Genomic DNA, 13433 nt, shown 5'->3' on the forward strand with positions numbered 1-13433 from the left:
AAACAGCCTTTTTTACTTTTATTTCAATCCGCAAATTTAATGTATTTCTGATTGATATTTTTCACCTGCCCTCATTGGTACCTTCAGGGTATTTTCGGCCGGAGGCAACGGGCAGGCGTAGGTGGGGGCATAAGCGCAATAGGGATTGTAGGCTAAATTAAAGTCAATCAGCAGCGAATTACCCTTTATATCCGCCGCCGTAAAGTCCAGGTAACGCCCCCCCCCGTAGGTTTCGTCGCCCGTGGTAGCATCCCTGAACAGTAGTGAATAAGTACCTTCGTGCTTGAGTAGTAAAAGGCGCTGCTGCAGACCATCCAGAGAAAAGTTGGCCCAGGCGTAACGCTCATAGGTGTCGGTGGTACCGTCGGTAAAGGTTATTTTCAGTTCCTTATCATCACCTTCGTAGGGAGTCAGGGATGCTTCTACACGATACGACATATCGGGAGCAAAGTAGCTCAAGCCTTTAAAATGATTCTTATGCTCTATTGGCGAATCGGCCGAGGTACGGAACGTTTCGTCTTTTTCGGCACGTTGTTGATTAATCTGAGCGATGTAGTCTTCGGGGGTAACGGCCTCAATAGCAGCAAAAGTTTTTCTCTCAGGACTTGAAATAAAGGTCTCAATAAAGAAATACGCTAAAATTGCCATTACCATGGCCAGGGTACTCCACCGAATAATTTTATTTTTGAACATGATAATTTGCGTTTATTTTGGCAAAAATCCGATGTTCAGGTTTCAGTAGCAAGGAAAAAAGCAGAAATGCGTACCACCTGTGCAAAACCAGTCCACATTTTACTTAATCTACCTCAAAAAACTCATGTTCACCGGCATTATAGAAACCACGGGGGAAGTTCTTGACACCCAGGCCGAAGGCACCAACCTTACTTTCCGGCTGCGGTCCGGGCTGGCGCCCGAGCTGAAAGTGGACCAGAGCCTTAGCCACAACGGTGTCTGCCTGACTGTAACCTCTATTCAGGATGACACCTACCTGGTTACGGCGGTGGATGAAACGCTTCAAAAAACCAACCTCGGCCAGCTCCGCTCCGGGAGCAAGGTTAATCTGGAACGCTGCATGGCCGCCAACGGCCGGTTCGACGGGCATATCGTGCAGGGGCACGTGGATCAGACGGGCCTGTGTACCCGTGTGCACGAACTTGACGGCAGCTGGCTCTTTGACTTCAGCTACGACCCGGCCCCGGGAAATATTACGGTAGAGAAGGGCTCCATCTGCATCAACGGGGTTAGTCTGACGGTATTTAACTCGCAACCTGGTAGCTTCCGGGTTACGATTATTCCCTATACGTACGAGCATACCAACTTCCACCAATTAGGGGAAGGTGATGTTGTAAATCTGGAATTTGACATCCTGGGAAAATATATTCAGCGGATTATGGGAATGCAGCGCTAATATGGAGTTGGCGGCCTGAAATATTCCTTCTATTTTTACCGTTTAGAAACGTAATGCTCCGAAGAAACGAAGTTCATGGCTAAGATAAGCACCCATTCCCGTAAAGACCTCTTTATTCATATTGGAATTATACTTGCGCTGATAGCAGCCCTATTCCTTGGTTTTTTCTTTGTTTACCTTCCCTTTACTACCAACCACGGCGAATCCATTACGGTACCCGACCTGCGTAAGATGAATGTGGAAGAACTCGAAGCCTACCTTGACGAGCGCGACCTGCGCTACGAGGTGAGTGACTGTACTTTTGTGGTTAATATTGCTCCTTTAACGATTATTTCGCAGTACCCCCAGCCCAACTCCAAGGTCAAGGAAGGGCGCAAAATATACATAACCGTAATTTCCCGGACGGCGCCCCTGATCAAAATGCCCAAGCTGACCGACATGACGCTCCGCAGCGCGCAGATGCTCATAAAAAGTGTGGGACTCAACCTGGGTACCCTGCGGTACGTACCCGATCTGGCCCACGGGGCCGTTCTGAAACAGTACTACAACGGCCAGGAAATCCTGCCCGGCCAACCCGTTGCCAAAGGCTCCAAAGTAGACCTGGAAGTGGGTGACGGTTTGGGAAGTACTTCGTTCCCGGTGCCATCGGTGGTAGAGATGCCACTCGACGAAGCCAAATTTCAGATTGTGGGGTCGGGCCTGAAGGTGGGACAATTGATTGAAGTAACTGATGATACCAAAGAGCCGGGGACTGTGGTACGCCAGAATCCTGAATCGGGCAATAAAACACGCATTGGCGACGTAATTGACCTATGGGTAGTGGGCCCACTCACTGCCGCCCCGTCCGATCCGAATGAAGAACCTCAACTGGAATAAATTCTTGGGCTTCTCCCCCAAAAAAGGGGCCTCCCTAACGCTGCTGGTGTGGCTGTACTTTGCCGTACCAGCGGCGGCCCAGCTCGAGCTGGTACCCATTTATCCGCAGGCCGGAACCGCCGCCCTCCAAAAGGCCGGGCGGACGCAGGTACTGAAACTCCCATTTTTTGACGATTTCTCCACCTCCCGCACTACGCCCGACCCGGCGGTATGGATGCCCGGCAGCGGGGTGTATATCAATAATACGCTTACGACCACGCACCCTTCCATCAATATTGCCACCTTTGATGGACTCAACGCCTCCGGCGTACCCTACAATATCCTGAATGAACAGGCGCAGGGCGACTCCGATACCCTCACCTCCCAACCCATTGACCTCAGCGGCCTCAGTGCTGCCGACTCGGTGTACCTGAGCTTCTACTGGCAGGCCCGCGGCCTGGGCGAACTGCCGGACGCGGTGGATACCTTCCGGCTGGAATTCCTGAACCAGAAAGGCGACTGGATTGCGGTCTGGAAAAAGTCCGGGGGCCAGTTTGATACCCTTTATCAGCAAACTTTTATTCCCATCCGCGATGCGGCTTTTATGCACGCGGGCTTTCAGTTTCGTTTTCGGGCCTACGGACGTTCGTCGGGAGCCTATGATACCTGGCACCTTGACTATATTTACCTCAATAAAAACCGGTCAATCCGGGATCGTTTTATCAAGGATGTGGCGGTGAGGCAGCCGCTTACGCCCTTCCTGAAACGCTATTCGGCCATGCCGCTCGACCAGTACTGGCAGGCCCCCGAGGCCGAAACGGCAGATTCAATCCGGACGGACGTCGTGAACCTGTTCAATAATTTTAACTTTACCTCCTACACCTTTACCATCCGGGACGAGTTGACGGGGCAGCAGATACAACGGTACCAGGAGCCCCTTTCGGTGTTTATCGGAGCTGGACAGACCCAGCGCAAGGCGGTAGCCCTTAGACCCATTGCCCGACAGGCCGGCGTAAAGCAGCTGCGGCTAAAGTTAAAATTTGACCTGCTTACCACCGACGACCAGAACCCCACTATCCCATCGGTAAACCTGCGGCGAAATGATACCATCAGTACCTTTACCGAACTGGCCGACTACTACGCCTACGACGACGGTAGCGCGGAATTTGGGGTCCGGATGAATCAGCGCCTGGGCCGGACGGTGGTACGATTTGTGCTAAACCGCCCCGATACGCTGGGAGGCGTGCGAATGGCCCTGATACCTTTCCGGAAAAATATCAGCGGACAAAACTTTACCATCCAGGTTTGGAGCAGTGCCAACGGCAAACCTAATCAGGTCATCCATCAGCAGTCGGTACGGCTGAGCTACCCAACCACCCGCAATGGTTTCGTAGACTACCCCTTCAGCAACGGGGTAGCCGTAACCGACACTTTTTACGTAGGGTGGCTCCAAATCAGTGAAGATGCCCTTTCGGTGGGTTTTGACCGGAATTCGCAGTTGGGTAGTTCGCAGTTATTCACCAATCTTTCCCAGGAATGGAATCAGAACCTCGACCTGAAGGGCAGCGTCATGATCAGGCCATACATGGGAGGCAAGGACAACGGCATCGTTACCGGTAGCGAGCCGCTACCCGCCCTGGAGGTTAGGGTATACCCTAACCCGACTGACGGAACGATACGCTGGGATAGTGACCTGATCCGACAGATTGAGGTATATTCAGTACAGGGAAACCGGTTGAAGGTTATCGTACCCGGCGATGGAGTTCGGGAAGCTACCCTTCACAACCTGCCCGAAGGCCTGTATATTCTGCGAATTACCGACGGCCAACGAACTGCCGTACAGAAGATAGTACTCAGAAAATAGAAAGGCAGATTTAGGGTAGCCCAGCTGGTTATTGAATATTTTTTTGAACTCCGCACCCTATTTTTTACCTTTCCTGCCTATTGGTACTACTTACTCCAAAAAACCATAGAGAAAACATGGCAGATATTACCGTACAGGAACTAAAAGAGCGTTTGGATAGCGGAGAAGACTTCCACTTTATTGACGTTCGGGAAGTAAACGAATACGAAGAAGATAACCTGGGCGCGCAGTTGATTCCGCTGGGCGAACTACCCGACCATCTCGACGATCTGGAACATCTGAAAGACGAAGAAATTATTATTCACTGCCGCTCGGGTGCCCGCTCGGGCCGGGCCCAGCAATTTCTGGAAGCTAACGGCTTCTCCAACGTCCGTAACGTTACCGGGGGCATTCTGGCCTACCGCGAACTGGAAGAGCGGGAAGGGTAATCCTTAAGGTACCTGGTTTAAAAGGAGGCTCAACTACCGTTGGTAGCTTGGGCCTCTTTTGTTTTAATATTACCGAAAGTAGCTGGTACTATTTTTCCAGAGCTTCCCGAATATAATTCACCACCCCCTCGAAATCCTCCGCCCGAAACCAGGCAAAGTCGCCCTGGTGCCGGAACCAGGTCAGCTGGCGTTTGGCGTAACGACGGGAGTTCTGCTTGAGTAGCCTTACCATTTCTTCCTCCCCGTACTCCCCATCCAGGTACCCGTATACTTCCTTGTACCCTACCGTCTGCAGGGCGTGGTGATGGCGGTACTCCGCTACTGACCGGGCTTCCTCCACCAGTCCGGATGCCAGCATGGCCTCCATCCGCTCATTGATTCGCTGGTACAGTTCCTCCCGGTCCCGATCCAGCCCGATAAGTACCTGCCGGAAAGGTCGCCGGGCCACCTGACGGTTCTGAAAGGAGGAAATAGGCTGACCGGTAGTATAAAATACTTCCAGCGCCCTTATCACCCGCTGCGGATTTTGGATTTCGGGGGTAGCGGCAAAATCCGGATCAACGTGCAGAGCATCAACCTGAAGTACTTCCAGCCCCTCTTCCCGGAGCCGCAGGGTTAGTTCTTCGCGCAGGCCCGGCAGAGGCTGGGGCAGGTCGTCGAGTCCCTCGCATACCGCTTTGATATACAGCCCCGACCCACCCGTCATTAGTACCACATCTCTTTCCTGAAAAAGCTGCTGAAGCAGGGTAAGGGCGTCGCGCTCGAAGTCACCCGCACTGTAAGGCTCAGCGATGGAATGAGAATTGATAAAGTAATGTGGTATCCGGGCCAGCTCAGCCGGAGCAGGTTTGGCCGTACCGATAGTCAGCTCCCGAAACAGCTGCCGCGAATCGGCCGAAACAATGACCGTTTGCAACGCTTCGGCCAGCCGAAGGCATAGATCGGTCTTTCCAACCGCCGTTGGTCCGGCTATTACGATGAGGTATTTGGAAGACACGTTTGGGATTATGCGGTTTTTAATTCAATTTTAGTTGGCACAAAAATACACAGCATGGATAGCAATAGCTTAGTTTTTTTTCTTATATCCCTTTTCCTGGGTGGCTTCCTGGGCGCCGGGGTCTACTACTTCTGGACGGGCCGGCAACGCAAATCGTCCGAACCGACCCGGGAGGCAACCGTGCTGCTGGAACGGATTGAGAAGGTATTTAAGGTGGTGATGGCGGAAGGGTACTTTACCGAAATTTATAACTACGAGCAGAATAAAGACTACTGGCACCTGTTCAACGACAAGAAAAAAGCCCTGGTCATTGCCAAGGCCAAGGTACTGGTGGGGTATAATTTTGCAAAAATGCGATTCCGGTTTGAAGGCGAAGACCGTAAAATGGTCATTGAGTTTTTTCCGGAACCGGAAGTACTTTCCATGGACACCGACTACAAATTTTACGATATAGAACAAGGCTGGATCAACCGCTTCCAAAGTGACGACTACACCAATATCCTGACCGAAGCCAAACAGACCATGAACGAAAAAGCCATGCAAAGCGACCTGCCCCGCATCGCCAACAACCAGGTGCAGTTTATGATGTACCAACTGGCGGCCTCTATGAACTGGAAGATTGATATGCAGCTACCGGAAGCCAATAAAAAAATGCTGGATGCTTTCAGCAACTACCGTGACGTGGAAGCTAATATTGACCCGCTACTGCCCCCCGAAGAAAAGAAGTAGCAAAGTAACGGTACAGTTTAATGTACCCAAAAAAGTATCAGAAAAAATAATAAAGCTGCCCTCTTCCGGGCTATTACCAGCCGATAGAGGGCAGCTTTGTTTTGAATAGTAGGGCGACCTAGTTCTTTACAATCTTCACTACTTTTTGCTGCTGAGAAGTACTGACCTGCAGGAGCAGCATCCCTACTCCCACCCGGCGCACATCAAAGGTATGATGCTCGACTTCGGCCGCATTTTCTATCTGACGCGTTTGGATGATCCGGCCTTGCAGGTCCATCAGTTGCACTTGCAAAGGCTGACCTTTGGCACCACGTACGTCAAGGGTAACTACTTCGGTAACCGGGTTCCCCAGTACAGACAGGGTCAATTCCCGGATAGTTTCCGATTCAGCCAGACCCGTACGAGCCGCTGCGTCAGTGGCACAGACCGTAGGTGTAAACGATAGTTCAACTTCTACGAACCCTTTACCATCACTACTGCGCTGACGAGCCCGAAGTTTCAATGCCCGGTTTAGGTGCTTCGATTCCAGGGAATACGTGTCCTGGGGAAGCCATCCGTTTGATACCGAAGGTACCTGGTACTCAATGGGGCTACCGTTACCGGCAATAGTCCGGATAGTAAGGCGACCGGTACCGCAAGTATAGTCAGGAGCCAGCATTTTAAATGGTCCCTGTAGTACCGTAAAAGTAAAACTGGTACTTGCGGACAAATTACTTGGATCGGTTGCCGTGATTGTCACAGTAGATTCACCGACGGTAGTGGGCATCCCCATAATCACACCGTTCATTAAGGTTATTCCATTTGGCAGTCCAGTGGCAGTATAGGTAAGCGTTTCATTCTCCGGGTCGCTGAAACCAGTAGTGATATCCAAACTAAACGCGATACCCGCCGTAGCCGTTTGGTTGGCAATTGCCGTGGCTACTGGTGGTGAAAACAGCTTCAGGCCGACGATCACCGGATCGTGATCTGAGGTGCGGAAAGGGTCTGCGTTATACAGGCTGACTTTCTGTGCTTCTGATTTGAATTCTACATTGTAATCCAGTACACCCGGTTCGTCGGCATTGATATGCCATTTGGTTGCTCCAGTCACCTGCTGAGTTATTGAACTATTTCCCAAAGCATGGTCAAGTGCCCCCACAAAACCATCAAAAACATAAGAATAGGTTGTATTGGGTACCAGGTTGCTATAACCGGCCTGTTGCAGGGTAATTAAGGGGTCTTCCATGGCGTAAGCATTCAGGTCACCCAAAATCAGATAATCCGCGTCGGTGGTTCCAGTCGGATGGGTAGCTAACCAGGTAGCCAGATCCTGGGCCTGACGGGTACGGGTGCCGTTAGAGGCTCCCTGTCCGTCACCGGCGTCGGCATCACCCGCACCGCCCGAACTAGAGCCTTTGGATTTCCAGTGATTGGTAACAACTGTAAACTCAGCACCCGTTGCATTTTCTCTGAAGGTCTGAGCTAAAGGCTTACGGCCTACAATATCAAAAGAACCAGTACCAAAAGAAGACGGAATAACCGCGGCTGCACCTACCGGTGTTACGCTGGCGGGTTTGTATATCATGGCTACAGTAATGGCGTCCGTCCCGGTGCTGGTACCTGGATTAATAAAGGCAAATGTGCCTGCCCCCAGTACGTCATTCACACCATTTACCAAATCCTGAATAGCACTGGTCGATTCATAACCATCATTCTCCATTTCGTTAAAAGCAAAAATATCAACACCGGCCTCAACAATAGCTTTGATAGTTTTAGTCCGCTGCCGGTTGAATTCAGCCAGGTTATCAGCACCTCTGGACGTTGGGAAGCCACCGCCTAATCCATCACCATTGAAGTAGTTCAGTAAATTGAAACCAGCTACTCTAAGAGTTCCTCCTACCGCCGGTGGAGTGGCAGGACGAGGATTGGCTGGAATAAAGTCAATTCCGGTGGTTGTCTGGAGACGATACCCTTCCAGCCGATGGTCCAGAATAGCCGTTACGCTGGCTACTTCGTCCCCTCCCCGCAAGGTATTGGTTGCACTCAGTGGCTGTCCACCCCGTCCAAAAATAATTGGGTCTGGGTTTTGCCGGCTACTACCGTCATCCAGAATAATTTTCCGTTTGGCTACCTCTTCCCGATAAGCTGAATAGCCGGATACACTGGGCGTATAAAATTGGGTGAATTGATCCAAACGGGCATCAGTCCCGGCGATATTACTTGCACCAGCAGCAGAGAGTACTACCTGTCCGAACCGGCCAAGCTGAAAATACTCAGTAACGGCCAGGTTGCCTTCGGTGGCACTCATATTCACCAGCATACCTTCGTAGCGTTCCAGGTCGCTAACATTTGCAACCGGTAACTTCACTTCGACAACAGCCGGCAGAGCATCAGTGCCTACAATTACGACACTGGTCAGACTGGTAAGCTGAGTAAGACTGCTTGCACCACTTGTAAACTCTGCTACTTTTCCATTAACCCTTACTTTATCACCAGTACTTCCACTGAATTTCCCCGTAGGATCGAAAACAAAAATTCCTTCAGAAGTAGCAGGATCCAAGTCAGCATCGTTGTCTTCTTCCTGAACAAAAAAGCCATTGAGTTTCGATGACCCAGGGAAAGTACGGGTTACAATACCCTCAATAATCACCGTTGCACCCGTAAGGAGGCTTGTAGTACCCGATCCCTGAATATCATGAACATAAACTATTGCTATATCGTCATTCACAATAGTACCCTGGCCCTGACCGTCACTCACCGTGGCACCAGTCACATTGATCACACTCACCAGGAAGGTTTCATTTGGTTCTGCTGTAACATCGCCAATGACCTGAACCGTAAACGTGTAAGTTGAACTTCCTGCCGGAATCGTTTGACCAGTAAGTGTTTGGCTCACATAATCATTAGCGCTTGTGGCTGTACCATCCGTTGTGGCAATATCAAAAGTAACACCACCAGCCGGGGCTGGAGAGGATAAACTCACTATAAAGTTAAAATTTACAGTTCCGCTGTTGCCTTCATTCAGAGAAATATCATTAATGGAAAGTGCTGGGGTAGTAGAAGTAGCGCAGGTGGCCGAATGGCTTTCCAAACCGTTAAATGTATCGTTGGCAAAGCCTTCCCATTGATTAGACGGATCAAAAGGGTTCGAACCATCAATATCTCCGCCACAGGTGGTAGCATTACGTCGGAGGGTATTATCAGCGGTAGAGGCCAGACCTGATCCCCACTCAGTTCCGGGGTCAAAACCTATCTGGCCAATTACATCTACGATAGTGCTCCCTTTACGGAGAACAATCGCATCGTCCCCATTATACCATCCGGCACCATTGGTTTGATTTGCTTTTGCTAAAATTGCCAAACTAGCAGAGCTATGCGCCAATACAAACACATTGCCGTTAGTTATGGTACCCGTTAAATTAATTGTAAGGCCGACAGAACTGCTTCCATTAAAGTACATCTGTACATTATACCCTTCCGTTGCCAGATCAATTGTATTTCCCGTCCCATTGTAAATTTCAAGGGCTTTGTTATTGCTTGATCCCTCAATATATTCAGAGAAAAATAACTCAGTGGGAGCCTGCGCCCACGCACTTCCTGCCATAGCCAGCATGAGCAGGCAAAAAAGGAGTTTGAACCTGATTTGTAAATTTTTGAGCATAAAGGATTAGTTTAAGGTAAGCTCAAAAATAGAAAGGTTTGGGGGCTCCATAAAGTTAACAAAATGTTACCAGTAGGCTCAAAAAGCCCTTTTTACCCCAACTAAGGAAGTACCTATCTAGCCATTTAGGCAGCGGTATAGGATATTTTCAAGGAAAATAAAGCTAAGCATCTGGCTGTCAAATGGCATTATTTCACCGTATCAATTTTGCTCGTATTGTTAAATATTTATTGCCGTTTACGAACTGGGAAGAATAGTACCAGGAATACTTTCTTTGATCCAACCCCGGCCAACCATTTATGCTATGATTTCCAATAATTACGTATATTTCACAAGTTAATTCCCGGTATTTCTTTAACCAACCCTACCCTATTCATCAAAAACCAATGAATCAGATAGCCCGCTTGTGCCCCCTGTTTTTCCTGGTCATTTTTGCAGCCTGCACTACCAGTGAAAGTACTTCCGACAACGAAGAAGGTCTCGCCACCTTCAGTGCCGACAGCCTGAAAAAACACGTGGCGGTACTGGCCTCCGACGACTTCCTGGGCCGTATGCCATTTACCGAAGGCGAGACCAAAACCATTAATTACCTGCAGGCGCAGTACCGGGCCGTGGGACTGGAACCCGGCAACGGCGAAAGTTACCTGCAGGAAGTACCTATGGTCAATATTGAGGCAACCGCCGCGCCTACTATGCAGGTCACTTCGCCCAGGGGTACCACCACGCTGAAAGCCTTCGATGAGTACGTTATCTGGACCGACCGGACCGAGCCCACCATCCGCCTCGACAACAGCGAACTTGTATTTGCGGGCTACGGCGTAGTGGCACCCGAGTACAACTGGAACGACTACGCAGGCCTGGACGTGAAAGGAAAGGTAGTGCTGGTCATGGTCAATGACCCCGGTTTCTGGTCGGGTGACACTAGCTTGTTCAAGGGGAAAGAAATGACCTACTACGGCCGCTGGACCTATAAGTTTGAAGAAGCCGCCCGGCAGGGTGCCAAAGGTTGCCTTATCATCCACCGCACCGAGGCGGCGGGTTATCCCTTTGCCGTACAGCAGAATAACTTCAATACCTCCCGGCTGCAATTGGACAATCGGGGCAAGACTATTCCAAACTGTGACGTCATTGGCTGGGTACCCGAGACGATCGCTACCGGCCTGATGGAGTCGGCGGGACAGGGGGCCGATTTGTACGCGAAAGCCGACCAGCGGGGTTTTAAGGCGGTACCACTGGGGGTGAAGCTAAGTACCTCCATGACCGTGAAGAGTACCTACAATAAAACCCATAACGTCATTGGCAAGATCACCGGCACTACCCGCCCGGATGAAGTTATTATCTACACCGCCCACTGGGACCACCTGGGCATAGGTACCCCCGACGCCACCGGCGACTCCATCTACAACGGCGCACTCGACAACGCTACTGGTACCGCCGGACTCCTCGAACTGGCCAGAGCTTTTAAAAGCCTCAAAACCCAGCCCGAACGTACCATAGTATTCCTGGCGGTAACGGCCGAGGAGCAGGGCCTGTGGGGTTCGGCTTATTACGCCCAAAACCCGATTTACCCGGTTAATAAAACCGTGGCGAATATCAACATGGACGGCCTGAACCGCTTTGAACCAACCCAAGACATGGTACTGGTGGGCGAAGGACAGTCAGAACTGGAAGAGTACACCAAAGAAATCATTGAGCAGGACGGTGGGTACATCTCGGCCGAAACCCATCCCGAAGCCGGCTACTACTACCGCTCCGATCACTTCAATTTTGCCAAGGTAGGTATACCGGCCCTGTACCTCGAGTCCGGCGTAGATGTAGTGGGGAAAGGTAAGGAGTACGGACAGAAATTACAGGAAGAGTACACCGAGAAAAGCTACCACCAGCCTTCCGACGAATACGACCCCGCCACCTGGACCATGGAAGGCGCCATCAGCGAACTGAAACTCTTATTCCGGGTTGGCAAGCGTATGGCCTTCGAAGAAAAATGGCCGCAGTGGAAAGAGAGTTCGGAGTTTAAAGCGATCCGGGAAGCTCAAAAGTAATCAGCTGAATGGAACAGGTGCGTACAACCGCAGTAGTAGTGGCTGGTCAAATAAATTAAAAAGCTGGCTGGAAGCCGTAACACCTTACCATAAGTATTTTATTTTCTATGAATAAAATGACCCGACCTACCGTAGTAGCTATTCCGGGAAGTACCCGGCAGAAATCGGTAAACCATAGTCTTATCAAGGCCATCACCGAACTAACGGCCCAGCGCCTGGAAATTACGGTGTATGACGGCCTTGGACGTCTGCCACAATTTAACCCGGATGATGACCAAGAAAATGTGGCGGCCAACGTCTCAGATTTCCGACAACTCCTCCGGGAGGCCGACGGAATCCTGATCTGTACCCCCGAATACGCCCGCGGAGTACCTGGTACGTTGAAAAACGCCATTGACTGGACCATCTCGTCGGGTGAATTCCCACACAAACCTACACTTCTCATAACAGCTTCTACGGATGGTACCTTTGGACACCGGGCACTAATGGAAACGCTGAAAGCCATTGAGGCAAAGAATATTGACAATCTGCAACTGGTCATTCAGCATGCGAAAACAAAAATCAGTAATGAGAATAGAATTACCGATGAAAGTACCCGCCATGCCGTGGAGGAGCTATTGGATAGGTTTGTCTGGACGATACAAAATTCGTAGTGTACGCAGGTTTCTTTCTAACCCCGGCGGGAGGCGCTCCTCCCGCCGGGGCAACACGTAGTACCATCAGTGCTGCCCCGATTTGGAATGAAAAATCGTTCAAAAAAAATGGCCGCAATGGAAAAAGGAATCAGGTTTAATTACAGTTCGGGATAAGCAGAAGCAATAATACCAAATTTGTCCCGACGGAAATTCACCACTAACAGGTACTTACTTTTTATTTTATCAAAATAAAAAAGCCAGATGAAAACCCTCGCCCTGACCATTCTGCTTTCACTCGGCCTGCTGCCGGTCTACGCCCAATCGGATAATCCGAAGTACGATAAGGTACTGTCGGAGTCGTTGGGTGGGGATGATTATGGAATGAAGCGGTACGTACTTGTTATACTAAAGACCGGACCCAATACCTCCGAAAGCAAAGAGAGCGTGACCAGCCTCTTCCAGGGCCACATGGAAAATATAGGTAGGTTGGCCGCCCAAAAAAAGCTGGTTGTAGCCGGTCCTTTGCACAGCAATGAGAAAGCCTACCGGGGCATTTTTATTCTGGACGTAAAGACCAAAGAAGAAGCCTCCCAACTACTGGATACCGACCCGGCAGTAAAAAGTAAACTTTTAGAGGCGGAGCTGTTCGAATGGTACGGTTCAGCCGCTTTGCCGGTATACCTGGAAAGTCACGAAAAGATTGAAAAAAAGAGGATGTAGTACCTGTCTCCTCCCCCGCCTTTCCCAAACCTTTACCTGCCAATACAGTTTCAACTGCGGGCAACTCCTGATCAGGCAGTACCTGGTCGGGAGTTGCCTAGTATCATTAAGCAGA

The 13433-nt window shown here is 50.4% G+C and carries 11 protein-coding genes; 8 read left to right on the forward strand and 3 right to left on the reverse strand.

The genetic code is table 11. The annotated features are described in order from the left end of the window. Positions 1-36: 36 nt before the first annotated feature. A complete protein-coding gene (locus VGN67_RS19665) occupies positions 37-693 on the reverse strand; it encodes a DUF1684 domain-containing protein (protein WP_327488604.1) in 657 nt (218 codons plus the stop codon). 124 nt (positions 694-817) lie between these two features. Between VGN67_RS19665 and VGN67_RS19670 the strand changes: the two genes are divergently transcribed. From VGN67_RS19670 to VGN67_RS19685, 4 genes are all read left to right on the forward strand, one after another. Beyond that, complete coding sequence (locus VGN67_RS19670; RefSeq protein ID WP_327488605.1) at positions 818-1408, forward strand: riboflavin synthase; 591 nt, start codon at positions 818-820, stop codon at positions 1406-1408. Positions 1409-1483: 75 nt separating this feature from the next. After that, the gene (locus tag VGN67_RS19675) at positions 1484-2284 is read left to right on the forward strand and encodes a PASTA domain-containing protein (RefSeq protein ID WP_327488606.1); all 801 of its coding nucleotides are present in this window, start codon (positions 1484-1486) and stop codon (positions 2282-2284) included. Then, the gene (locus VGN67_RS19680; protein WP_327488607.1) at positions 2262-4127 is read left to right on the forward strand and encodes a T9SS type A sorting domain-containing protein; all 1866 of its coding nucleotides are present in this window, start codon (positions 2262-2264) and stop codon (positions 4125-4127) included. Before VGN67_RS19675 ends, VGN67_RS19680 begins: the two co-directional genes overlap by 23 nt. Before the next feature lie 116 nt (positions 4128-4243). Continuing rightward, complete coding sequence (locus tag VGN67_RS19685; protein WP_327488608.1) at positions 4244-4555, forward strand: rhodanese-like domain-containing protein; 312 nt, start codon at positions 4244-4246, stop codon at positions 4553-4555. Positions 4556-4643: 88 nt separating this feature from the next. On the opposite strand, the gene miaA is transcribed toward VGN67_RS19685, so the two are convergent. Next, positions 4644-5561 carry a tRNA (adenosine(37)-N6)-dimethylallyltransferase MiaA gene (gene miaA, locus VGN67_RS19690; protein WP_327488857.1) on the reverse strand — a complete coding sequence of 306 codons (918 nt, stop codon included), beginning with the start codon at positions 5559-5561 and terminating at the stop codon, positions 4644-4646. A gap of 45 nt (positions 5562-5606) precedes the next feature. Here miaA and VGN67_RS19695 point away from each other — a divergent pair, with 45 nt between their 5' ends. Further along, positions 5607-6281: a DUF4230 domain-containing protein gene (locus VGN67_RS19695; protein ID WP_327488609.1), complete on the forward strand. Its 675-nt coding sequence runs from the start codon at positions 5607-5609 to the stop codon at positions 6279-6281. A gap of 118 nt (positions 6282-6399) precedes the next feature. On the opposite strand, the gene VGN67_RS19700 is transcribed toward VGN67_RS19695, so the two are convergent. Beyond that, positions 6400-9921, reverse strand: coding sequence for an ExeM/NucH family extracellular endonuclease (locus tag VGN67_RS19700; protein WP_327488610.1), 3522 nt, complete (start codon positions 9919-9921; stop codon positions 6400-6402). 386 nt (positions 9922-10307) lie between these two features. On the opposite strand from VGN67_RS19700, the gene VGN67_RS19705 reads away from it, so the two are divergent. From VGN67_RS19705 to VGN67_RS19715, 3 genes are all read left to right on the forward strand, one after another. Next, complete coding sequence (locus tag VGN67_RS19705; RefSeq protein WP_327488611.1) at positions 10308-11963, forward strand: M28 family metallopeptidase; 1656 nt, start codon at positions 10308-10310, stop codon at positions 11961-11963. Positions 11964-12079: 116 nt separating this feature from the next. Next, the gene (locus VGN67_RS19710) at positions 12080-12616 is read left to right on the forward strand and encodes an NADPH-dependent FMN reductase (RefSeq protein ID WP_327488612.1); all 537 of its coding nucleotides are present in this window, start codon (positions 12080-12082) and stop codon (positions 12614-12616) included. 243 nt (positions 12617-12859) lie between these two features. Next, on the forward strand, positions 12860-13318 hold the full coding sequence (locus tag VGN67_RS19715; RefSeq protein WP_327488613.1) for a YciI family protein: 459 nt from the start codon (positions 12860-12862) through the stop codon (positions 13316-13318). Positions 13319-13433: the final 115 nt, after the last annotated feature.

The organism is Telluribacter sp., assembly GCF_035998675.1.
In the GTDB taxonomy this organism is placed as follows: Bacteria; Bacteroidota; Bacteroidia; order Cytophagales; family Spirosomataceae; genus Telluribacter.

Coding starts and splice junctions, on each gene's coding strand:
- VGN67_RS19665 (WP_327488604.1), bottom strand. CDS start 693: ATGTTCAAAAATAAAATTATTCGGTGGAGTACCCTGGCCATGGTAATG.
- VGN67_RS19670 (WP_327488605.1), top strand. CDS start 818: ATGTTCACCGGCATTATAGAAACCACGGGGGAAGTTCTTGACACCCAG.
- VGN67_RS19675 (WP_327488606.1), top strand. CDS start 1,484: ATGGCTAAGATAAGCACCCATTCCCGTAAAGACCTCTTTATTCATATT.
- VGN67_RS19680 (WP_327488607.1), top strand. CDS start 2,262: ATGAAGAACCTCAACTGGAATAAATTCTTGGGCTTCTCCCCCAAAAAA.
- VGN67_RS19685 (WP_327488608.1), top strand. CDS start 4,244: ATGGCAGATATTACCGTACAGGAACTAAAAGAGCGTTTGGATAGCGGA.
- VGN67_RS19695 (WP_327488609.1), top strand. CDS start 5,607: ATGGATAGCAATAGCTTAGTTTTTTTTCTTATATCCCTTTTCCTGGGT.
- VGN67_RS19700 (WP_327488610.1), bottom strand. CDS start 9,921: ATGCTCAAAAATTTACAAATCAGGTTCAAACTCCTTTTTTGCCTGCTC.
- VGN67_RS19705 (WP_327488611.1), top strand. CDS start 10,308: ATGAATCAGATAGCCCGCTTGTGCCCCCTGTTTTTCCTGGTCATTTTT.
- VGN67_RS19710 (WP_327488612.1), top strand. CDS start 12,080: ATGACCCGACCTACCGTAGTAGCTATTCCGGGAAGTACCCGGCAGAAA.
- VGN67_RS19715 (WP_327488613.1), top strand. CDS start 12,860: ATGAAAACCCTCGCCCTGACCATTCTGCTTTCACTCGGCCTGCTGCCG.